Genomic DNA, 21,364 nt, shown 5'->3' with positions numbered 1-21,364 from the left:
ATCAGGTCACCTTTCGTCGGGGGGCGGGAAGGAGTGCCGTGGGCCGGTGGGTGCCCAGTCTGGTGCAGGTCGCGGCCGCGCCGCCAGTGCGGTCAGCGGCGGCCGCGACCCCAGTCGATGATGCCGCAGCCGGCGATGCCGATGATCGGCAGCGCCGCCCACCACCAGGCGAGGGCGCCGAGGCCGTGCCCGGTGGTGGTGACCATGCCGACGGATGCCAGCACGGCCAGGCCCGCCACTGTCAGCACTGCTGCCAGGATCGGCTGCCACACCGGTGGTGATGGCCGCTCGTCCGCGGGGACAGTCTCGAACCTGCCCATCACGGCGACGAACAGCAGTGTCACACCGATCAGGGTGAGGCACCAGAGGGGACGGCTCGCCCACCAGGGGCCGCTGAGCGGCTCCGGCAGCAGCACCCGCAGGGCCGAGATGCGGCCGGCGAGGGCGAGCAGGAGGTGAGCGGTGCCGACCATCGCCGTCAGGTGCCACAGGAACCACGACATGATCCGCATGTTCACCACGACGGCAGCCATCCATAGGCGCGGCCGCGTCATCAGCTGTGCGAGCGGCTTCTCGAGCAGGAGCACGAGCCCCGCCTGCAGCAGGCCGAGGAACGCCATGGTGACGCGGGTGGGGTTGGAGTTGGAGATCGCGTCCCCGCCCGCGGTGATCATCGAGACGGGGTAGGGGCCGAGGCCCACGAGCACCGCGAGACCGGCGGCGCCGATGGTCGCGAGCAGGACCCGTCGGCCCGCACCGGTGAGGTGGCCGTCCAGCCAGGCGAAGCCGATCTGGTGGAACGCCGCCCACACCAGCAGGTAGTTCGCGAAGCCCACCACCGGGACGTGCAGGGCGATGGAGGCGAAGTCGACCGCACTGGCGAGGGCGATGCCGATGAGCACGGACCACCAGCCGATGCGCTCCCACACCACCAGCAGCGGCGGCGCCACCATGATCACCAGCAGGTAGGAGGCGAGGAACCAGGTGGGGATCAGCGCCATCTGCGAGGCGAGGCGCACCGTTTCCGCATCGGCGCCGGCGGCGAGCGCGACCGCGCAGATCACCAGCCACGTGATGAGGACGGGGACGAGGGGGATGCCGAGCCGCCGCAGACGGGCACGCAGCCAGGACGCATACGTGGTGTCCTTGCGCCGCGCGGAGCGCCACGACAGGGCGTTGGAGTAGCCGCCCACGAGGAAGAAGATCGGCATCACCTGGAACACCCAGGTCAGCGGGTGGGTCCAGCGGGCACCGTCGAGCACCCCGTGGGGCTGGAGACCGCCGTCGGCATCCACCGCGATGATCGTCCAGTGCCCCAGCACCACCACCGTGATCGCGAGGGCGCGCAGCAGGTCCACCACGCGGTTGCGGTTCGCGGGGGTGGCGGCGTCGATCTTCTCGGCGCGGGTCAGGCGCGCGGGTGCGGGCTCGGAGGCGGACGCGGGGGAGGCCGACGGATGCGTGGCATCCGGTCGGTCGGAGTACAGATTGGTGGGACTCGAAGACGGTGAGCGGTGTGACGGAGTCATGAGCCTAACTCTAGGAGCTGAAGCATCCGGGGGACGCCTTGATCTGCGCGTAACACAGTCGGTGCATAGGATGGGTGAGCAGCGCTGCAGAAGAGCCTGTGAGCGGAAGAGTATGAGGAGAGTCCAGAACGGTGGCGAGCACGACACGCGATGCCGAGAGCCAGCTCCGCCGGATCGCACGGATGTACTGGATCGAGGACATGGACCAGGCAGCGATCGGTCAAGCGCTCGGGCTCTCCAAATCCACCGTTTCGCGCAAGCTGTCAACAGCAAGAAAACTCGGTATTGTTCAGGTTCGGGTGCTCGGCGCCAACCGAGTCCAGCGTGCCGAGGACATGGAGGAGCAACTGCTCAACCGGTTCGATCTGGCCAATGTCCTCGTCGCGGACGTCGACCCCGGGGTGGACCCTCTACGAGGAGTGGGACGCCTGGCGGCTGAAGTGTTCGTACAACGGGCCCCAAACTCGCAGCGCATTGGATTCGGGTGGGGCAGGAGCGTCGGCGCCATTATCGAGGAGATCCCGCCGCTGCCCCTGCCCGCAGGTACTACCCTCGCCAGCATCGTAGGCGGAATGCCATCTGCTGATACTGGTCCGAGCGGCAATCATCTGATCTTCACTCTGGCGGAGAACTGCGGTGTGACGGCGCGGCGCTTCGATGCACCGGCTGTGGTCGAGTCGGCCCTCACCCAGAAGACATTGTTACAGGAGTCGGTGGTGCGAGAAGCTCTCGACTTCGGACGCGGTTGCGATCTCGCATTCGTGGGTATCGGCACCTTTGACATAGGCACGTCCGAAAGGGTCCTCTCGGCTATGCGCTTGTCCGCCGATGAGCTTGCGGCAGTGCGCTCGGCGCGTCCGGTGGGAGACGTTCTCGGACGCTTCTTGACTGAATCAGGCGAGCCGCTGGGCCCTCCGACTAGTGAGCGAGTGGTGTCGTTGGAGATCAGCGATTTGGCCCGTATCCCGTTCGTGGTCGGAGTGGCGGCTGGTGTGGAGAAGCTTCCCGGAGTCCTGGGCGCGATTGCCACGAACAGTTTGGACATGCTAGTGGTCGATAACCGCCTCGCGGAGTCCCTCATCGCTTCCGCACGGCGGAGCGCGAATGGCTGTTAAACGGGATAAGGGTGAGGCGCCGCCTCGATGTGCGGCACCCCACCCTTGTAAGGCAGGGAGATCAGCCCGGCCCTTGCGGTCAGATGACGCCCTTGGCAACCAGCGTGTCCTGCATCCGGCGCATCGCGACCAGGGGACGTGACTCATCGAGCTGAAGATCGTTGTAGGTCAGGAATTCATCCGTACCCTTGGAGGCTGTCAGCGTGGCGCTGTTGAGAAGGCCGATCGGCACAAGCTTCTCCCTACGGGCCTTTTCCGCTGGGACCGCCCAGCCGTAGTAGTGGTCCCCGCCCATTCCCTCGAGGACGGTGCCTGATTCCAGAGCAGACTTTGCACGGGCAACGACCTCGGTCGTCACCGTCGTCGATTGGAAGTCGGGGCGTCGGTTCAGCACGGCCTCCGCAATGGACAGCGGGGCCTCGATCGAGGCAATGTGCCACGGCCTGTAGAACAGATAGTACGGTCCCTTGCCGAGCTTCAGGTAGTCCAGCTCATGGGTCACGACATCGCTTTCTGACTTCACGATGACGAAGACACCTGGAGCCACGTCACCGGTCACGTATTCGACTACGGGCCCATCGGATTCGAGGAACCCGCCGTCCGTCACCGGAATGAGCTGCTCTGCCAACTCCGCAACGTTCACCTCGCGACCGTGCATGCCCTCCACCTCCACCGGGAATCCCGTCGCGTTCGACAGGGCTGCCATCTCGAGCTGGGTTTTGGTGCCGTCGGTGAACTCGGTGAGCATGCGCGGGTTCATGTTCTTACGAGCAGCCTCAGCCTCGTTGTCGGCGGGGACCGAGTGTGGCCGGTTGGGATTGTTCTTGCCCTTGCCTGCACTGATTACGGTCAGACCGAGATCTTCGGCGTATTCGACAAGCTTTAGGCACTCCACGGGCTCGTCGCCGCGACAGATGGTGTAGACCGAGTCACCCGCGTTGGCCATGCGGCTGAGCAGCGGCCCCACCGTGATGTCAGCCTCCACTGTCATCAGAGCAACGTCCATCTTCTTGGTGATGCACGTATAAGCGATGAGCGCTGCGATTTCCGGAACGCCGGAGACCTCCAGCACGATATCCAGATCGAGTTCGGGAAGCATCAGCCCATCGCTGAGTGCGACAGGCCGCTCCTCGGCCACTGCGCAGTGCGCCGCATCCAATTTGGATCCGGCGTTGACAATGTCGGTCAGACCAGCGTTCTCGAGTGCTGCGACTGCCTTTTCCGGGACGATGTCCGCGACGGCTGCGACCGTCATGCCCGGTGTCTGACAGATCTGCGCGATCAGACCCGAACCCATTTGGCCGGCACCGACGACTCCGACGCGGATCGGCCTGCCGGTTTGCTCGGTGCGTCGGCGGAGTGCTGCTGAGTAACCCATGGTGGTGGTTCCTTTCGAGGCGGAAGAAAACTACGTGTTCGCGAGATTGCGCCGTTGCGGGCGCACTGCAGCGCGCTGACGCTTGGATCGGCTGGGCTGCTTGGGGGTGGGAATCTGCTGGAGCGCGTGCTCGACCGCAGCCTTCAGATGCCGGGAGCGAGCGCGATCCACGACGGTAGAGACTGGGCCGAGCAGCGTGGGCTGCCGACGGAAGCGGCTGAAGACCGTTCGCCCCGTCATCGCGCGCGCCCAGACGACTTCTTCTGCCGTCGGGTCGATAACCAGGACGACGATTGCCCCACCGGTGAACGAGCGGTTCTTGCCGGAGACGAGAACATCGGTTGCGTTCCTCGACTCAGCGATTGCAGTGCGGAGGGCGGCGTTGTAACGCCGCGCCTGCAGAGTGGAGAGGACGGCTCCGAGGAGCATCATCCCGATGAGCAGAGCGGGAAACTGCCAACCGATGTCCACTGTTCACTGCTCCGTGAAGCTGATGCGGGTGCCGACGGCAGGGGTCACGGGATCTGCACCAGAGGCGAGGATGGCCCCCGGCAGAAGCTCCTGATCGGGCTGGTTCACGTAGACGACGACATGGCCGAGCTCGGTGAGGTTGCTGTTAGCGATCTCGCCGACTTCGTCGATGGTGTAGCGCTCGTCGCCGACGAGGAACACATCGCCGGGCGCGATGTCGCGAGCCGCGCTGCTCGCGTCCCTGTGCACGATGCTGACGTCGGCGAGGGCGGGTGGGACCGGTTCGCCGAAGAGGATGAAGACACCGGCTTCGAACATGTCCTGGGCGTCCGAGCCGATGCTGCTGACTGTGGTGGTCCAGAGAGCGGACATGGGTTCTTCTCCTTAGGTGTTGATTGATGCGGGGTGATTGGGGCAGCAGTGGTTCAGAGGAGGAGCGACGCGAAGTACGCAATGACCACAGCAATGGGGGAAGTGAGGAGGCGAGTGAAAAGGATGGCCGGAACGCCCACGGAGATCGTCTCGGGCTTCGCTTCTCCGAGTGATAGACCTACGGGGATGAAGTCGGCTCCGACCTGGCCGTCGATGGCGAAGAGAGTGGGCAGGGCGTAATGAACCGGGAGTGCTCCCGCACCGATCTGCGTCCCCATCAGGACACCCACCACCTGCGCGATTGCGGCGCCGGGGCCGAGGATCGGGGAGAGAAACGGCAGAGCAACGATCGTGGACAGGAGGATGAGTCCGAACGGGTTCTGTGCGAGCGGAGTGACCGCGTTGGCGATGAGCTCTGAGATCCCCGTGTAGTTCACGAACCCGATCAAAAGGCCGACATAGGCCATGAAGGGGATGACGGTTTTCAGGATGATATCTAGTGCCTGCCGCCCCGAGGATAGCAGGGTGTTGATGATATAGCCGATGGCATTGCCGAAGGCGACGACAATGCCGGTGGCGCCCTTTGGGCGCGCAGCCGTTGCCGCGGGAGCCGCGGTCGATGCGGTTCCGGTTCGGCCTGCGTTTTGGTCCCCAGTAGCATCGGCAGCTACGGCGGGCTCAGCATCGGACGCGGAGGATTGGGCACCCGAATTATTCGCCGGGGGAGCAGTGGGACCGTCCGCCTGCGTGACCTGTTTGAGGCCGACGTCCGAGACGAATATATCCTCGGTGATGAACCGCTCGAGCGGACCGCCGGGGGATCCGGGAAAGACGTCGACGGTCGGAATGCGCTTCTTGGGGTAGACGCCTATCCGTGCTGTACCGCCGCAGTTGATGACGGCCGCCATCACCTGTTCATCGGGAATGTGGTTAGTGAAGCCATCCACGACCTTCGCGCCACTGAGGTCCGCCATCTTCTGTGCGACCGGATGGATACCTCCACCCGTGACCGAAATAATCGTGTCCTTGCCCTCGGCTGGGGTGATGACGAAACCGGGGCCCCAGCCGGAGCTGCCTTTGCTGATTCGAATGGATGAGTAGCTCATGCTGCACCGCCCTGGAGTTCGCCTCGTGCGTAGGCCTCGTCGTATTTCTTGAAGGTCTCTTCATGGCCGCCGCGCTTGATCAGCATGGCGGTCATCCACTGGGTCGCAATACCGCGGATAAGGATTACCACGATGCCCACAAGGAAGTAGAGCGCCGCCAGCGGTGCGTACTTCTCCGGCGCCACCTGGAGGACACCAGCGGAGACACCGGTCCACACGAAGATCTCACCGGCATTGGCGTGGGGGAACAGGCCGGTAACAGGATGGACAAACGACACTGCGGCGTCGTAGAAGGCCGGCTTGTATCGTTCGGGAAGGAAGCGTCCGAACGTGTAGGCCATCGGGTTCGTGAGCAGTAGTACCGAGAGGACCGGCATAATGGTGTAACGGGTCAGCGCCCAACGGCCGGCCCAGCGCACTGCACGGGTGATCCGGTCCTCGCCGATCCAGGTAGTGACCGCGTACATGAGGGTAAGCATCACCATGAGGAGGGGAAGAACTCCGGTGACGAGCCCAATAAACGAATCGGCGGCTTCTTGGAATAGGCCGATGAAGTGCTCGGCCACCCAGGTGATGGCCTTCATGATGGGATTGTTGTCCACGACGACTCCTTTGTTCTGCGTGGAGGGGGCAGCACCGGTTGGCCCCAGTGATGGGGGGGGAGCCGGAGCTGATTGGGAAACTGCTTGGTCAGTCTCCCGAGACGATGATGTGGCAGGTGCGTTGCCGCGACCGACTGCGGTCGAAGTCAACGAAGAAGACGTACCCGGTGGTACCGAAGCCCGGCTTGCCGTCGATCACGGCGAAGACTTCGCTCGACCCGAGGATGCTGGCTTTGATATGGGCATCGGCGTTCAGAAGCTGGGACCTATCGCCATCAGGGAGGTAGGTCGCGGCCTCCGGCCATGACTCCACCGCCTGGAAATGCGCTTCGCCGGGGTAGGCGTAGCCGTGCGCCGGGGGAAAGTCGTTCTGGGCGGGGACGATCTTCGTCAGAGCCGCGTTGAGGTCGTTCTGAAGGTCGTCGTTTCCGTTTGACGCCATATCATGGGCGAACTCGTCAAAGTAGACAGCGCAGGTCGTGTGAGGGGAAATGACAGAGCAGGTTCCCGTGGTGATGCCGGAGTCAGCGATCGCGGCGCGCACCTGATCGGTGACGTCGATGAAGGAGGGGTCGCCTCCTCGTGACGTAACAGTGGTGGAAGTGATGGTGGTCGTCATTGTGATTCCTCTCGATCCGTTTATCGTGCGAGTGTCTGATTCAGGGCGGCGGAGAAGGCGAAGATGTCCTCGCGGACGGCCTCGCGGGCCCGAGCGGCCAGATCGGAGAACACAAAAGTCTCATCATCTGCGGCGAGGGGGCGGACTGCTTCAAGCGCGGCTTTTGCGGCATACGTGTAGTAGTTGACCTTGCGGACTCCCTGCTTGATCGTCTCGCGGTATTCCTTGATGGAGAGGCCCGAACCGCCGTGCATGACCAGTGGAACACCGGCTGCGTTGCGGAGCTCTGCGATGAGTCCGTAGTCGAGATTCGGCTTTTGCCGGTAAAGGCCGTGAACAGTTCCGAACGATGCAGCCAGACTGTCCACGCCGGTGCGGCGGACGAACTCAGCGGCTTCCTCGGGGGTGGTGTAGAGCGACGCATCGGCGAGGCCCTGGGAAGGGTCGCCGTTCTCGTTTCCGCTCATCGCCCCGATTTCTCCCTCGACCGCTACACCGCGTTCATGCGCCATTTGCACAACCCGGCTGGTCACCTCCACATTGTCCTCAAAAGGGAGAAGAGATCCGTCGATCATGCACGAGTTGAAGCCCATGTCGAGACCGCGGGCGATGTAGTCGATGTCCTCACCGTGATCGACATGGACCACGAACGGAGCTGACGAGCGCTCTGCCAGGGTGACCATGGCGGGACCGATCTCATCGATGCCCACGTACTTCTCATGGGATTGGGCGAACGACAGGATGATTGGGGTATTGGTCTCCTCGCCGACGTCGATCGCGGCGAGGAGAAGCTCGAAGAACGGAGTATTTACGGCGGCGAGGCCGCACTCGTTCTGTTCGGCGTATGCGTACGCTTCTTTCATGGAGATGAGCATGGTGCTGTCCGTTCCAATTGGTCGTTAAACGTGACGGGAATCGACGATTGCTTGGTACATTTCAGTAAGGATCTGCTCCCAACTGGGGTGCCGGATGATGCCGCTGGTGCCGCCGGACCCATCGGCCCCTTGAGCCATCACTCGAGCCACGTCCTCCCCGCTGCTTACCCCAGCTGCCTGGATCACGAGGATCGTCGGGTCCACATCCTTGACGATCGCCGTGGTGCGTTCGATGTAGTCACTTGCGTCCATCGCGCCTGTTCCGATCGCGCTCGTCGGCTCGCAGATCATCGCGTCAGGTCCGAGATGGGCGACAGCGCGACACTGAGCATCGGAGTCGGCACAGACGATGGTTGCAAGCCCCACTTCACGAGCCCGCTCGAGCGTGGCGTCGAGGACAGCGAGATCCAGGGGATGCTCAGCGTGATTGAGCACGACGGCTTGGACGCCGGCGTCCGCCAGGTTTTCCGGGAGGATGTGCCCCATGCCGCGACCCGGTGTGATCGGGTCCATATGCTGGGCCGTCACCGTGAGATGCGAGGTTTCGTCAGCAATCAGCCGGAGGTCCACATGCTGGGCGGTGAACAGAGTGGTGATTCCGAACTTCTTGGCGAGGCCATTTGTTATCTGCGCGAGTCGGAGAGTATCTGCGCTCTGCAGGTAGGCCTTCGGATTGACGATGAGCAGAGGGCCGCTGAGCTTGGTAGTGGGCATCTTTGCGCCTGCTTTCGGGAGTGACCATGCACCTACAGCGCATTAAATTGCAGCAGTGGTGCAACAAGTTGTGCATGTCACTCTACGACGTGCTGTGACGTTCGGCAAGCCCCTTCGACGACTACCGGCCAGTAGGGGCCGAAGGGCGATGTAATCCTTGTACTTGCGAGGCTGTGACGGGACTTTGGTAACGGTTGATGGGCAGGGTTCCGAGGGATGAATGCAATGCTCTGTGCCTGCAGGCAGGGCGCCGTCGGTCAGTGATGCGCTCGTCAGTGCGTGGGCTGCGTCACCGGGGAGCCGGGGTAGATCGTCTGCTCCACCACCCCGATCTCCACGTCTTCGAGGGAGCGGCCGCGCGTGTCCGGCAGGTTCTTCAGCAGCACGATCGCGGCGATCGCGTTGATGACGGCGAAGCCGGCGAACAGGGGCGTGAGCCCCACCGCGGAGAGCAGCGTGGGGAAGGTGAGGGCGATCAGGCCGTTGGTGAGCCAGCCGCAGAGCGCGGAGATCCCCATGCCGAAGGCGCGCACCCGCAGCGGGAACGCTTCGGACAGCCACACCCAGGTGATGACGTTGAGGAACGTCTGCATCGACCCGACGAACAGCACGATCAGGGCGAGCATGATGAACGGCCGCGCCGGGTTGTCAGCGGCGAGGACGGAGGAGAACACGGCGATGAGGGTGTGGCTGAGTGCCACGAGCGTGCACCCGGTGACGAACGTGGTGCGCCGGGAGATCCGCTCCATCATCCACAGGGCGATGAACGCGCCGATCACGCCGATGATGCCGGGGCCGAGGTTCGCCACCAGCGCCGCCTGCTCACCGAACCCGGATTCGGTGAGGATGATCTGCCCGTAGTAGAGGACGGAGTTGATGCCGGTGAGCTGCTGGAAGGACGCCACACCGATGCCGACCAGCAGGATCCGCCAGAACCACGGCCGGCGGAGGACGGTCCGGGTGGTGATGCGGCGGGCATCGGCGCGTTCGCGCTCGAGGGTGGCGCGGATGTCCGCTGCTTCGGCGTGCGCGCGCTCGCGGGGGCGGATGCTGGTGAGGACCTGGACGGCGTCGTCGTAGCGGCCACGACTGATCAGCCAGCGCGGTGATTCCGGCATCCGCAGCATCCCGGCGAACAGCACGATCGCGGGGACGGCGGCGACGGCGAGCATCACCCGCCACACCCAGTCAACATGGCCGAGGGCGGTGCCGAGGGCGGCGTTGACGGCGAACGCGGCGAGCTGACCGACCACGATCATGAGTTCGTTGCGGCCGGAGTAGGAGCCGCGGACTTCGTACGGCGCCATTTCCGCGAGGAACACGGGCACCACGGTGGAGGCGCCGCCGACGGCGAGGCCGAGGATGATGCGGCCGGCGAGGAGGACTGCGAGGCCGGGCGCGGCGGAGCAGGTGAGTGCGCCCGCGATCAGGAGCACTGCCAGACCCAGGATGGTGGTGCGGCGGCCGACGGCGTCCGAGATGCGCCCGCCCACGAGCGCGCCGGCAGCCGCTCCGAACACGAGGGAGGAGGTGACGGCGCCCTCGGTGACCGCGGTCAGGCCGAGTTCGTCGCTGAGGGGGAGGAGGGCACCGTTGATGACGCCGGTGTCGTAGCCGAAGAGGAGGCCGCCGAATGTGGCGACGAGGGCGACGAGGCCGAGCCGCTTTTCGTGCGGGCCGGACGTCAGGGGTGGAAGGCGGCGCGCGGAAGCGCTGGAGGACATCGCGGAGGGACTCCTTGAACCGTGAGGGCCGCGCACTCGCCCTCTATTGGGTCAGGTGCGCTGACGGGGCAACGGATCAAGGGTAGTCGGTGGGGCGGGCGCGGCCGATGGCCGAGGCCGACGGGTGCCGCCGGCCGACAGTTGCCGCACCTGATTGAATCGGCATCGGGTGGCGAAATCGACTCAGCGCCGACGGGTCTCCTCCGCCAATCGGGCCATGAGGATACTGAGCTCGTCATCCGACATGCCCGTCAGATCCGTGGTCTTCTGCTCGAACTGGACCTTCTTCATGAGCTCACGTGCCACCGTACGGACCGGTTCGCCCCTTTTGGATTCGAGTTGCAGCTGCCGGGCGATGGCGTGGACCAGCTCGTGGTTCACGGACAGATTGCGCTCCATGATGCCGACCAGCTCGGATTCGTTGAGTCCCAGGTCTTCCAGGTCCGCACCGTCGAAGACGACTTCGCGCAGGTACGGCCGATACAGCGCATTGCGTCGCCCAGATGCATAGCGCTGCACTTGGAGTGAGCCTCTGTCGTCTGCCGGGAACCGGCGGACGACGTACTCGGGCAGCACGACTATGCACAGGTACGGCCACACCTCGAGGCGCGCGGCTTGATCAGGGCAGTGCCGTGCGAACCAGTCCTGAAGAATCTTCCCCGCTTGAACGTCGAAGAGTGAGTTCCACTTCTTCGCTTGAAGCGGCTGAGAATCCAAATGCGCGATGATGTTGCGGAACCGCCCTCGGAGCTCGACGAGGAAGCGGGTCGGGACAGGGTTGCCAGTGCTGGGCAGCTCGGTGAGATCGGTGAGGAAGCCGTCCGGTGGAGTAGGCGTGGTCCTCTCAGCGAGCTCCGCCTCGAGTCGTTGCAGGGCGGTGCTCACACCCCCTGGTTTGAACTGGGCGAGGACGTAGTTCATGCTCCAGCTCCTTCTGTCTGATAGAAGGCGGCCGCTTCACGGCACTGCTCAATGACACGCAGGGGCTCATTGCGGACCATCGTGATTGCTTCCATCAGGTCTGAACACCCAATCTGATGCGCAGTGAAATGTGCCAGTGCCGCGAAGCTGGTGTGATCAAGCGACGCCTGGTCATTGGGAGGAGGTACCGCGCTGATTCCGGACAGTTCTTCTGCTTGTGAGACGACACCGAGGAACACGTCTGCTTGGATGAGCTGGTACAGGTGGACCGGTGCGTCCCCGGCAGCGATCTGCTGGGCTTCAGGGAAGTCAGAGTTGAGGAGCAAACGAACACTTGAGTTGGTGCTCCAATGAAACTCCATGCCCGGGGTGAACTCGATGAGCCACGGAACACGAGGGCGATCGGTGTTCATGAACGAGACTGCAGTTGTGGGGAAGCCATCGAACTGCATGTCCAGCGTGTAGACGGTCGGATCTGACGACCACAGTTTGGCTCGGGGATGAACGTCCAAGGACTTTCCGGAGGTGAACGTTCGTCCAGGCCCGATGATCCAGGCCTGCACTGCCAGTTCGCCCGCGAGGACTCCCCCCGATGATGACACGGTGCACAGGGCTTCCCAGGTATCTCCGTTGGGGGTGAATTTCGATCGCTCGATCCATCGCTGACGGGCGGGGAGGCAATCGGCCACAGCGACGAGCTCGATCGCTTCGTCCTCGCCGATCTCGGTCTCCGACCAGAACGACGCGTCGATCTCAGCACTGACTTCAACGGACACTTCTGTTCCCGCGGACCAGCGGTCGTTCAGCTCCTCGGGATCCTCGGTCGGAGCAAGGAGCCGCTGCTCCACACGGACACTCCCGGGGGACGGGCGTAGGAAGGGGAAGGTCTCAATGCTCGCCATGACGCACCTCCGGAGTGAGATCAGCTCGGACCGCCCGCCGGGATTCGCCCGTGAATTCGACGAACCAGTCAGTTGCCGGCGGCACGATAGCCACTGATTGGTCATCTGGCAGAGCGTTTCGGTACCAGGTCGGCTTCAGATGGCGCAGACTGAGTGCTTCAGTGACCCCGTCGCTTCCGACCAGGGACGCTTTGAACTTCACCCGGGTGTCTCTATCGGTGCCGTCCACACGGAAGCGGACCCGTATACGTGGGCGCCCGAACTCGTCAGCACCGATCGGCCCTTGGTCGAGGATCCGAACAGCAGCACTGCGCTTCTTAGGAGAGGAACCGGGGCCTCGCCTGCTCGGTGTCGACGCTCGGGGGTCCAGGATCGGGGCGGGAGGCAGAATCGTTGTCAGCCGATGAGAGAGGGTGCCGGTGGTCAACTGAGTCTGCGTCCCGCCGGGTTCCTCGACTGCCTGGGGCGCCAGAGTATTTTTGAGCGCCTCCTGCACTTTTCGCTGGGTGAAGCGGACCAGGAGCCGAACGTCGTTGTCAGCGGCGTTCTGCACCCAGGCATCGTGTGCGGGAGGTTCAGCGCGCGCGTAAACAGGGTCCGCCGATTCAGCGGCCTTGTAGACGGCCAGCCAGTGAAGTCCTCCCTTCGGGATGATGCCTGCTCCCCAGTTCTCAGTCGCTACCACCAGTTCGGCTTGGCCCCGCATCAGAGCGACTGCGTCGAGTCCGCCATGTTCTGCATAGGGATTGAGGTCGTCCCAGTCCTCCAGCTCCAACACCTCTGGGTCCCATGTGACGATCGCGAGGTGCCCGATGATGCCCATGCGGTTGCGTGTATACCGCACGTCGTGAAGGCGGACTCGTGCTGAACGCGGCCGAGCGAATCGTGCAGTGCCTCCGCTGCGCTCGCTTCGAATACTGTTGAGTCCGTAGCCCCAGAGGCGCAGAGCATCGTCGTCGCCCAGGTCGAGAGCGATCTCTTCGCCGTCGAAGAAGGCCTCAATCGTCATCGGCGGCGACGATTCGCCGGGGGGCGTGATCAGCTTTGGCCAGAGGTGCCTGCGAATGGCTGAGGCGATCAGTGCTTCGAGGTCGGGTGGTTCCTCGATCGAACAGTCATCGTCATCCAGCTGTTCGGCGCTGGGATAGTCGGGCGCGAGGATCAGCATCGACGTACCGGTCTCGTACTCCGTGAAACCGCGTTCGAAGAGCATGTTCCCGAGCTTCTCAGCCTCGACCCCAGTGAGGGGGAGTGCGGACTGGTCAGAGCGGATGCCCCACCAGTGTCGGCCGGTGTATTGGGTCCCGTCTCTGCTGTAAGAGTCCTTGAAAGCGGTTGCGATCAAGCGATGTTCGTACTGCCCGAAAGCGAGTCGGATACGGGTCCAGAAGATGACTGTACCGACTCGGCTGTAGCGGAAGGCCGCTGTCTTGCCGAAGCCGTATGTTCCGCCCGTGCTCGTATTGTCCCGAGCGACCCCCAGCTTGGAGATCATGTTCTGGTAGTTTGCGCTCTCTCCCTTGCGCACGGGCCTCAGATCCGTCGGGCCATCGAGTCCGGTGGTCCCGCGGTCGTAGATCTCCAGGGCCTCGAAATCTCCTCGGTTCAAGAGCCGGCTCAGCTCCTGATCGGGGTAGTCGCGGAAAAGCACTCCAAGTTTTCGGCGGAGATTGAAACCCAGGAACCTGGCACGGACTCCGTAGAGGGGTCGCGAGTTGCGCCGGCGTGCATCCCAACTGTTCTGTGCAGTTTCTCTGATCAGCAGTTCGAGCGAGGAGAGATTGGACTTTCCCAGCATGCGGTCGCTGCTGGAACCGTCAATGTCCCCCTGTGTGAAGGGCTTCGCGTACCAGTCCAGGGGTCGCACGGTTGCACCGGAGTCAGAGCTCATGAATGACACGTCGCACGTCCCCTTCGTTGAGTTCGTTTGGGCAGGCATCGAGGTGCAGCGTATACGCGACCCGATCGACCCCCTTGAGGGCCTGAGGAGAGAGCCGGCTCTCTCGAAGCCCCGGGAAGTCTGAACCGACGTGGAAGACGCGCCCGGAGAGGATATGGAGCCGGATCTCGCTATCGGAGAAGAGTGGCTCTTGGGAGTCACAGCGCTGCTCGAGCATGTCGACGCTGATTCCCCTACCGTCCAGCTCCTCGATCAGATCAGCGAGAGTACGTCCCGCCGTGGACTCCTCCAATCTCATTGCGAGAAGGTGCAGATCCCCCGATGGAGGAGGATCCAGCTGCCGCAGCCCATGGATCGTCACCGTCGAGGCTTCGTTCGTGTAGCCCTTCACCTCCAGCGCGTTGGTTCGGCTGAAATCATGGCGGTGACCTTCGGGACCTCGCCATGCGTGCAGGGCTGCGTCCGGGTCCTGTTCGGCCATGCGGAGCAGAACCGTCAGCTCGGCGAACAGCCCGATGACTGCTTGCCGATCCACAGAACGGTTCTCCAATCGGAGAGCCTTCCTCCAGCTGGCCAGAACTCGATTCAGTTCGATGTAGGCATCGACCCCGGACTCACCGACGCTGTCCAGCATCTGCCCGATGAGGGTGAAGAACGTCCGGTACAAGCGCTGATGCGGGCAGGAGACGTCCAGTCGCGTGACGGTTTCCCCGTCCTCTCTCAGCTCGCGCCACTGATGCGGCAGGACGGCTCCGACAGGGATGTCGGGCCGTGTGCGGCCGCGAGGGAGCTTGACGAGCAGGTGGGGATCTCCGTTCTCATCCCGGGACAGCTTGACCTCATCGGCACGCAGCCCCGGCCCAATCCGAAAGCTGGCTGGCGTCCCGTGGAGGTCCTGGACTTCGAGCCGCGCCCATGCGTTCTGAACCCGTTCAAGTCCTGATTCTGAGGGGGCACTCACGGTTCCGGCACTTCCGCATCGCCCTCGGTGTCTTCGAATCCTTCGGCACGCTCATCGACGAGCTCGGGCAGTTCAACCGCGAGGTACTCGTCAAGGCTCTCACCGGGGACCGGTGGGTAGACGAGACCGAGGCCAATGATGTGGTTGCCCTCCATGGCCTCGCCGTCTTGGTGGGGCTTGAAAGTCATGCTCTCGCGGATGTCTGCTGACCTCTTCTGAGGCTGCGAGTCTTTGTCGACCAGGTACAGGATGATGAGGCCGGTATCCGGCAGGATCTCTTCGCGCAGGCCCTTCCATCCACGAATGGAGGATCCCTTGCTGTTGGCCAGAGCCGACTTCAGCAGTTCGGCGTTCTGGTTGTCGAGTTCGCCGTTCGCGCTCAGGATCCGCAGGTCGCCGATGAGGTCCTGCTCAGACATGAGCGCACCGATGTTCACCACGTCGGCACCGGGTCCAGCCGTCCGGGCGATTTCGTCCCGGGACCACCGCTCGCTCCTGAACGGTGCGCGGCTCACTGTTTTCACTGTGATCCCTGAACCCAATGAGTGCTCGGTGCCGCGTCCCCCGACGACCAGAATGTTCCAGTTCTTTCCGGTTCCGTGGGCCTTCAACCAGGTCTCCATGGGGCTTGCCTGCAACCAGCGCTCCACTGGCGACACCCAGTACTGATGAAGGAAGTCGATCAGATTGTGGTGCTCGACGCCGGTGATCAGCGTGGTTCCCGAGCGTACGGCCGCCGTGCCGTGCAGAATGCGGCCGCCGGCTGCGAGCGAGCGTGCAAGCAGATCCCGGGCCGCCTCCTGCGAGCGGGCGGAGCCTTCTGGTGAGCGATCGAGATAGATCGTTTGGCGGCGGGTTCCGCCGAGCCCCGCTTGAACGACGACGCCCTCAGACATCTTCCCCTTCGAAGTGATGGCAAGGCGACCAGGATGGAGCAGAATCTTGGCTGCGAGCTCCTTCGGAGTTCGGCTCGCTCGGGACATCTCATCGATGTCCTCACGCAGCTCCCGTTCAACGCGGGCAAGATGCGCGAACTCGTCGAGTAGGCCTGGGGCAACCCAGACGCGCACGAGGTCCGCGTAGCCCGGCCGGAAGCCGAACCATCGCCCCATCTGCAGAAGGGTGTCGTAGAGGTTGGAGCTGCGGAGGAAGTACGAGACGCACAGCCCCTCGAGCGTCAGACCTCGCGAGAGGGTGCCGCCGCCGATGGCGATGACCGTTTCCGGCCCCTCACCTGTGTAATCCAAGCGGTCGTCCGACAAGCCGTTGTCCACCTTGACCGACAGATCGCTGAGGACAGACTCTGTCTTGTGCCACACGTCCTGCCAGGTCGGCATGGCCTCGTGCCGCCCCAGGATCTGACGAATGATCTCGGAGCGGGGGGACTCCTCGTCGAAGACCGAGCGGAACTCCCCTTCTTCGGACGGCAGGTCGTTCGCGAGTCCGACAACGTATTCCTTCACGGCATCTTTGAGGCGGAAGTGGGCTCGAACGCGGTGGGAGGTGTGGACCAGCATCGATGCGTGCGTGTCGTCGCCACTGCGCAGACGGCGGATCGCAGTCGAGAGGACGAACCAGATGATCGCACGCTGCAGGGTGTCGGGGATCTCTGGGTCGTAGGCGTCGATGTTCTTGCCGGTGACGGTCAGTTCAGCGGCTTCGTGGTCAGGGACCTCGGTGGAGAGGTGCGCGGCAAGGTCGTCCTCTGCGTCGGCTGTCTGGGTGGTGTTGAAGAATTCGTCGGAACCCAGATAGCCGTCTGGCTTGGGCAGAGAGAACGCGAAGTCGTCAGGGTACAGCCCTTGCGGGTCCGCTGGATTCATCAGCAGGTTGGCGAAGGGGGTCGCGGTATAGGCAATGTACGAGCCAGTGGGGATGAACCCCCAGATCTCTTGCAGAAGTCGATGGATCGTTGAGAGGACGTCACGCTCGCCAGTGGAGTTCGGCGATGCCTGGTCGGCTTCGTCATCGATGATCAGCACGGCGCGCCGGCGGAGCAGGTTGCTGTGCGACTCGTTGAGACTGTGCAGGAAGTCCCGCAGGTTCTCGAGGCGGCGTTTGTTCTTCTTGACGACGAAGACGAGGCAGTTCTCCCGGCTGCCAAGGCCGGCGACTCCCGAGATCGCGCCCACATCGCGTTCTTTGTCTGTGCCGGGCAACCAGGCGAAGTTCTTGATATCGGCTCGGTTGAAGCCGAGGTCGTTGTCGAGGCGCGCCTGAGTCTGCTGGCGCAGGTTCGAATGCATGCCAGCGAGCACGATGACGATGCGATACCCCTCATCGACTGCTTTCGCGATCAACCCGGCGTAGTTGGCGGTCTTACCCGACTGAACGTGGCCGATGACCAGTCCCTTCGCCTTGTCGCCCGGCGTGAGAGGGTTGGCGGCGAGTCCGAGGATCTTCGTCGTCGTTTCGTCAATCGTCCCGACTGCGGCTTCAGGGAGGTTCTCTTCGATCACCGATCGGTACGACGGCCAAACCCCGCGGTGGCTTCTGGGGCCGGAGTACCACTGTTTGCGGCGCTGAGAGTCGACGAGCGCCGTATCAGCGTCGACAACAGGAACGGCTTCCCGTCGCTGTTGATCGAGATGGTCACGCAACTCCTGTGCAAAGTTGGATCGAGTTCGGCCCACCATGCGAATGGCCCTGTTCCATTCGTGCCCGCCCTCAGTAGGGTCCTCTGCCCTGCTGATGCGTGCCTCGAAGGCGTCGAGTGCATCCTCGAAGCTGTCCTCTTCATCGTCGAAGTACAAAATGCTCACCTCTGCTCGGGACGCCTCTCATCGTATGAGGGGCGAAATGCGATGCGCTCAGGACATTTGTACTGCCTCGATCACTGTTTGCGCCACTTCTCGCGGGTCGTCGTGCTCCCAGAAGCGGAGAGGCTGCCATCCCGCCTCGAGCAGAGCGGCATCAGTCTCGGTGTCCCGCTCCTGATTGCGGCGGATCTTTTCGGTCCAATAATCGGTGTTCCTCTTGGGAAGGACGTAGTGCTCGGGACATCCATGCCAATAGCAGCCGTCGATGAACACGGCGATCTTCCGTCTCGTGAAGACGATGTCAGCCCGTCGGCGCTTCAGGGTGGCAAGGGGCGGGTAGTCCACCCGGTAGCGCAGGCCTGCTCGGTGGAGCAGCGCCCGAACCTTCAACTCGGGTAGGGTGTCGCGGCGGCGGTTCGCCCTCATCGTCAGCCGGGCGTGCTCGTCTGACGCCGGTGGGGCCTGCCTGGGGTTCATTCCGTCACGATATCCCCATGGGAATGGCCGAGGGGCAGCGGAAAATCTCGTCGCGCGGTATGCTGCTTGAACCGGTCTGTCGTGGAGGGCGAGGTGCTGTGAAGACCTACCGTTTGGGCGAGATGTTCAGCGGCCCCGGGGGTATTGCGCTTGGAGCGCACGAAGCCTCGAAGAAGAGCAGTGGCTCTCGGATCCTGCACTCCTGGGCCCTCGACTATCATCCGGAGACCACCCGGACCTACGCCGCGAACATCAAGAACCCCGATGGTTCTGCACCTGACGTGCGCACAGCTGACGTCCGGCAATTCGACCTGACCACAGTGCCGGAGCACGACGCCTTCGCCTTCGGGTTCCCCTGCAACGACTTCAGCAGCGTCGGTAAGCGCAAGGGCCTCGATGGTGACTTCGGAGCGCTCTACACCTATGGCGTCCAGGCGCTGGCTCTGCACGAACCGGAATGGTTCCTGGCCGAGAACGTCAGCGGTCTTTCGCGTGCGAACTCCGGCACCGCGTTCGGCAAGATCCTCTGGGCCCTGAAGAACCCGGTGGCGGCTGCGAAGACCGAGACGGCCTTCGTCGAAGCATATGCAGACCGCATCGACGGTCTGAACGACAGCCTCGAGTACGAGCTCGTCTCCCATCTGTACAAGTTCGAGCAGTACGGAGTGCCTCAGGCCCGCCACCGCATCTTGGTGGTCGGCATCCGCAAGGATCTGCTGCCGGCTGGGAAGCCGGGTTTCAAAGTGCCGGCTCCGACCACACCGAACCTGCCACAGCAGACCACCGCCCGCGAGGCGATTGAATGTCCGGAGATCAATCCGGAAGCGTTCAACCACGAGCTGCCCAAGCACCAGCCTCAGGTGATCGAGCGTCTCAAGCTGATCCAGCCGGGGAAGAACGCGTTCAACACCGAATACGGGAGCGATGGTCAGCAGTGGAAGCTCAACGTCAAGGGCGCCACCCTCAGCAACATCTACAGGCGCCTCGACCCGAAGCGCCCCGCTTACACAGTGACCGGCTCCGGTGGCGGGGGCACGCACATGTACCACTGGGAGGAGCACCGGGCTCTGACGAACAGGGAACGCGCACGCCTGCAGACCTTCCCTGACGACTTCGAATTCATGGGTGGGCGTACGGCGGTGCGGCGTCAGATCGGCATGGCAGTTCCGCCGGTTGGGGCGGAAGCCATCATCACTGCGATCCTGAAGACCCTCGACGGTGAGCTCTACGACGTCCTGCCCGCGGGCCCATCGATCAACTCGGCTGCGCTCATCCGCGAATACGAAATCGCCCAGAAGGACGCGACTCAGCAGCTCTTCAGCTGAGGGGACGCGCCTCCTCGAGCAGAGTCCGCGACAGGTCAGTCCTCCGTGAGGATCTTCCGCAGCACCGCGTGCTCCGCGAGGTAGCCGTCGAGCAGCTTCCGGCCCAGCTGCGGGGACTCAATCAGCGGGTGCTCACTGAACCCCAGCCACGCCTCGCGCTTCGAGCCGGTCAGCGCAGCACGCATAATGCGCCGCTCCGCCGCCCGCTGCCGCGCCATCAACCCCAGTTGGTCCAGCGCCACGGGGGAGCGCAGCGGTTCCGGGTGCACACCTGAGCCGTCCACCACGCACGGCACCTCCAGCACCACATCGTCCGGCAGCTGGGGGACGAGGCGCTCGCCGGAACCTGTGGGCGCATTGCCCACATCAAGGATCATCCGCTCTGGCCGGTTCCGCGCAATCGCCGTCATCAGCCGCAGCGCCACTTCCTGGTAGCCGCCGCCGGCCACGTCCTCCTCGCGGCGCTCCTCACCCTCGTCACGGGCCTCAGCCATATAGGTCGCCTCTCGCTCCCGCAGGGCAGACGCCCACACCTCCGCGGCGCGCTCCGCCCCCGCATGGCCGCTGTTTCCGGCCTGCGCCGCGGCCTCCGCTGTGCGGTAGAACTCGCCCTGCTGTTCCAGGAGGAACTCTCCGCGCGTCGCCGGGGCCTCCGTGATCGACCGGACCGCGTCCTCATGGAACAGGTAGTAGAACAGGTACTCGTTCGGCAGAACCTGATGCGCCCGCACCCAGTCGAACCCGACCGTGCGAGCCTCCTCGATCTCCTCCAGCAGGTCATCGCGCTCCAGAATCGCGGGCAGAACATCGCGGCCGCCCACCTCCAGGCCTCGCAGCCATCCCAGATGGTTCAGCCCCACATAGTCGATCGCGCCGACGCTCTCCCCGGCACCCGTCGGCCCACCCAGGCCCGCGGCCTCGGCCACGCGCTGCACCCGTCGGACCAGACCGATCGGGGTATCGCAGATCCCCACCACGCGGTCCCCGAGCACGCCGCGCATCGTCTCCGTGACGATGCCGGCCGGGTTCGTGAAGTTGATCGTCCACGCGCCCGGCGCCAGCTCAGCGATCCGCTCAGCGATATGCCTCATCACCGGGATAGTGCGCAGCGCGTAGGAGAGGCCGCCCGCGCCGATCGTCTCCTGCCCCAGCAGGCCGAGGTTCAGCGCCACGCGCTCATCGACGATGCGGCCCGCCGCGCCGCCCACGCGGATGGTGGCGAACACGAAGTCCGCACCGTGAAGCGCCTCATCGAGGTCCGTGGTCGCCGTGAACGGCAGGCCCAGGTCCAGGCCGCGCAGCACGGAGTCGATCACGCCGAGGCGTTCGGGGGAGGAGTCGAAGAGGACGAGCTCGGTGATGAGGTCGTCGGCCGCGAGGGCCTGGTACACGAGCGGGACGCGGAAACCGCCGCCGCCGAGGATCGTGAGCTTCATAGGGCGTGGACCTCCCGGATCGGCCGCGGGCGCCCCACGCACGGGCGCCCCAGGGAACGCCGTTCACGCTACCACCAGGGACCAGTATCAACGGGGGTGGGACAATGGCACGCACAGACCCCGCTCTGCGGCCCGCGCGGACGCACCGCCCCCGCACCCCGCCCCCACAGAGGAGGAC

At 64.0% G+C, this 21,364-nt stretch carries 19 protein-coding genes; 2 read left to right on the top strand and 17 right to left on the bottom strand.

The genetic code is table 11. From position 1 onward, the window contains the following. Positions 1 to 92: 92 nt before the first annotated feature. On the bottom strand, positions 93 to 1,529 hold the full coding sequence (locus tag MHY20_RS10590; protein WP_239376699.1) for an acyltransferase: 1,437 nt from the start codon (positions 1,527 to 1,529) through the stop codon (positions 93 to 95). Between the two features lie 131 nt (positions 1,530 to 1,660). On the opposite strand from MHY20_RS10590, the gene MHY20_RS10585 reads away from it, so the two are divergent. After that, entirely contained in the window at positions 1,661 to 2,644 is a 984-nt protein-coding gene (locus MHY20_RS10585; RefSeq protein WP_239376697.1) for a sugar-binding domain-containing protein, read from the top strand. A 79-nt stretch (positions 2,645 to 2,723) separates the two neighbouring features. Here MHY20_RS10585 and MHY20_RS10580 read toward each other — a convergent pair whose 3' ends face one another. From MHY20_RS10580 to MHY20_RS10510, 15 genes are all read right to left on the bottom strand, one after another. Then, complete coding sequence (locus MHY20_RS10580) at positions 2,724 to 4,022, bottom strand: oxidoreductase (protein WP_239376695.1); 1,299 nt, start codon at positions 4,020 to 4,022, stop codon at positions 2,724 to 2,726. A 30-nt stretch (positions 4,023 to 4,052) separates the two neighbouring features. Beyond that, positions 4,053 to 4,493 carry a transcriptional regulator GutM gene (locus MHY20_RS10575; RefSeq protein WP_239376693.1) on the bottom strand — a complete coding sequence of 147 codons (441 nt, stop codon included), beginning with the start codon at positions 4,491 to 4,493 and terminating at the stop codon, positions 4,053 to 4,055. Between the two features lie 3 nt (positions 4,494 to 4,496). Next, positions 4,497 to 4,865, bottom strand: a complete 369-nt coding sequence (locus MHY20_RS10570) for a PTS glucitol/sorbitol transporter subunit IIA (RefSeq protein ID WP_239376691.1) — start codon at positions 4,863 to 4,865, stop codon at positions 4,497 to 4,499. Between the two features lie 53 nt (positions 4,866 to 4,918). Beyond that, positions 4,919 to 5,971: a PTS sorbitol transporter subunit IIB gene (locus tag MHY20_RS10565; RefSeq protein WP_239376689.1), complete on the bottom strand. Its 1,053-nt coding sequence runs from the start codon at positions 5,969 to 5,971 to the stop codon at positions 4,919 to 4,921. Further along, positions 5,968 to 6,573 (bottom strand): PTS glucitol/sorbitol transporter subunit IIC, encoded by a 606-nt coding sequence (locus MHY20_RS10560; protein ID WP_239376687.1) that lies wholly within the window; start codon positions 6,571 to 6,573, stop codon positions 5,968 to 5,970. The genes MHY20_RS10565 and MHY20_RS10560 overlap by 4 nt, the downstream gene beginning before the upstream one ends. Before the next feature lie 88 nt (positions 6,574 to 6,661). Next, positions 6,662 to 7,192, bottom strand: coding sequence for a YjbQ family protein (locus MHY20_RS10555; protein ID WP_239376685.1), 531 nt, complete (start codon positions 7,190 to 7,192; stop codon positions 6,662 to 6,664). Between the two features lie 20 nt (positions 7,193 to 7,212). Further along, complete coding sequence (locus MHY20_RS10550) at positions 7,213 to 8,067, bottom strand: class II fructose-bisphosphate aldolase (RefSeq protein WP_239376683.1); 855 nt, start codon at positions 8,065 to 8,067, stop codon at positions 7,213 to 7,215. A 24-nt stretch (positions 8,068 to 8,091) separates the two neighbouring features. Then, on the bottom strand, positions 8,092 to 8,781 hold the full coding sequence (locus tag MHY20_RS10545) for a triose-phosphate isomerase (protein WP_239376681.1): 690 nt from the start codon (positions 8,779 to 8,781) through the stop codon (positions 8,092 to 8,094). A gap of 272 nt (positions 8,782 to 9,053) precedes the next feature. Beyond that, on the bottom strand, positions 9,054 to 10,505 hold the full coding sequence (locus tag MHY20_RS10540) for a sugar porter family MFS transporter (protein ID WP_239376679.1): 1,452 nt from the start codon (positions 10,503 to 10,505) through the stop codon (positions 9,054 to 9,056). A 183-nt stretch (positions 10,506 to 10,688) separates the two neighbouring features. Beyond that, positions 10,689 to 11,426 carry a hypothetical protein gene (locus tag MHY20_RS10535; protein WP_239376677.1) on the bottom strand — a complete coding sequence of 246 codons (738 nt, stop codon included), beginning with the start codon at positions 11,424 to 11,426 and terminating at the stop codon, positions 10,689 to 10,691. Continuing rightward, positions 11,423 to 12,328 carry a hypothetical protein gene (locus tag MHY20_RS10530; protein ID WP_239376675.1) on the bottom strand — a complete coding sequence of 302 codons (906 nt, stop codon included), beginning with the start codon at positions 12,326 to 12,328 and terminating at the stop codon, positions 11,423 to 11,425. Before MHY20_RS10530 ends, MHY20_RS10535 begins: the two co-directional genes overlap by 4 nt. Beyond that, positions 12,315 to 14,219, bottom strand: a complete 1,905-nt coding sequence (locus MHY20_RS10525; protein ID WP_239376673.1) for a hypothetical protein — start codon at positions 14,217 to 14,219, stop codon at positions 12,315 to 12,317. Before MHY20_RS10525 ends, MHY20_RS10530 begins: the two co-directional genes overlap by 14 nt. Then, positions 14,209 to 15,189, bottom strand: coding sequence for a PD-(D/E)XK motif protein (locus tag MHY20_RS10520; protein ID WP_239376671.1), 981 nt, complete (start codon positions 15,187 to 15,189; stop codon positions 14,209 to 14,211). The genes MHY20_RS10525 and MHY20_RS10520 overlap by 11 nt, the downstream gene beginning before the upstream one ends. Continuing rightward, the gene (locus MHY20_RS10515; RefSeq protein WP_239376669.1) at positions 15,186 to 17,951 is read right to left on the bottom strand and encodes a Z1 domain-containing protein; all 2,766 of its coding nucleotides are present in this window, start codon (positions 17,949 to 17,951) and stop codon (positions 15,186 to 15,188) included. The genes MHY20_RS10520 and MHY20_RS10515 overlap by 4 nt, the downstream gene beginning before the upstream one ends. 48 nt (positions 17,952 to 17,999) lie before the next feature. Continuing rightward, on the bottom strand, positions 18,000 to 18,425 hold the full coding sequence (locus tag MHY20_RS10510; RefSeq protein ID WP_239376667.1) for a very short patch repair endonuclease: 426 nt from the start codon (positions 18,423 to 18,425) through the stop codon (positions 18,000 to 18,002). A 17-nt stretch (positions 18,426 to 18,442) separates the two neighbouring features. On the opposite strand from MHY20_RS10510, the gene MHY20_RS10505 reads away from it, so the two are divergent. Continuing rightward, positions 18,443 to 19,750, top strand: coding sequence for a DNA cytosine methyltransferase (locus MHY20_RS10505; RefSeq protein ID WP_239376665.1), 1,308 nt, complete (start codon positions 18,443 to 18,445; stop codon positions 19,748 to 19,750). 35 nt (positions 19,751 to 19,785) lie between these two features. Here the strand turns inward: MHY20_RS10505 and MHY20_RS10500 are convergent, their stop codons facing one another. After that, positions 19,786 to 21,186 carry a 6-phospho-beta-glucosidase gene (locus tag MHY20_RS10500; protein WP_239376664.1) on the bottom strand — a complete coding sequence of 467 codons (1,401 nt, stop codon included), beginning with the start codon at positions 21,184 to 21,186 and terminating at the stop codon, positions 19,786 to 19,788. Between the last annotated feature and the right edge of the window lie 178 nt (positions 21,187 to 21,364).

The sequence above is a fragment of the Helcobacillus sp. ACRRO genome (genome assembly GCF_022347125.1).
GTDB classification, from domain to species: domain Bacteria; phylum Actinomycetota; class Actinomycetes; order Actinomycetales; family Dermabacteraceae; genus Helcobacillus; species Helcobacillus massiliensis.
This window is presented reverse-complemented; position numbering and strand designations above follow the sequence as displayed.

Excerpts from the sequence above, each read along its gene's own strand:
- MHY20_RS10590 (WP_239376699.1), bottom strand. The coding sequence starts at position 1,529 with ATGACTCCGTCACACCGCTCACCGTCTTCGAGTCCCACCAATCTGTAC.
- MHY20_RS10580 (WP_239376695.1), bottom strand. The coding sequence starts at position 4,022 with ATGGGTTACTCAGCAGCACTCCGCCGACGCACCGAGCAAACCGGCAGG.
- MHY20_RS10570 (WP_239376691.1), bottom strand. The coding sequence starts at position 4,865 with ATGTCCGCTCTCTGGACCACCACAGTCAGCAGCATCGGCTCGGACGCC.
- MHY20_RS10565 (WP_239376689.1), bottom strand. The coding sequence starts at position 5,971 with ATGAGCTACTCATCCATTCGAATCAGCAAAGGCAGCTCCGGCTGGGGC.
- MHY20_RS10555 (WP_239376685.1), bottom strand. The coding sequence starts at position 7,192 with ATGACGACCACCATCACTTCCACCACTGTTACGTCACGAGGAGGCGAC.
- MHY20_RS10550 (WP_239376683.1), bottom strand. The coding sequence starts at position 8,067 with ATGCTCATCTCCATGAAAGAAGCGTACGCATACGCCGAACAGAACGAG.
- MHY20_RS10545 (WP_239376681.1), bottom strand. The coding sequence starts at position 8,781 with ATGCCCACTACCAAGCTCAGCGGCCCTCTGCTCATCGTCAATCCGAAG.
- MHY20_RS10540 (WP_239376679.1), bottom strand. The coding sequence starts at position 10,505 with ATGTCCTCCAGCGCTTCCGCGCGCCGCCTTCCACCCCTGACGTCCGGC.
- MHY20_RS10535 (WP_239376677.1), bottom strand. The coding sequence starts at position 11,426 with ATGAACTACGTCCTCGCCCAGTTCAAACCAGGGGGTGTGAGCACCGCC.
- MHY20_RS10530 (WP_239376675.1), bottom strand. The coding sequence starts at position 12,328 with ATGGCGAGCATTGAGACCTTCCCCTTCCTACGCCCGTCCCCCGGGAGT.
- MHY20_RS10525 (WP_239376673.1), bottom strand. The coding sequence starts at position 14,219 with ATGAGCTCTGACTCCGGTGCAACCGTGCGACCCCTGGACTGGTACGCG.
- MHY20_RS10510 (WP_239376667.1), bottom strand. The coding sequence starts at position 18,425 with ATGAACCCCAGGCAGGCCCCACCGGCGTCAGACGAGCACGCCCGGCTG.
- MHY20_RS10505 (WP_239376665.1), top strand. The coding sequence starts at position 18,443 with ATGGGAATGGCCGAGGGGCAGCGGAAAATCTCGTCGCGCGGTATGCTG.
- MHY20_RS10500 (WP_239376664.1), bottom strand. The coding sequence starts at position 21,186 with ATGAAGCTCACGATCCTCGGCGGCGGCGGTTTCCGCGTCCCGCTCGTG.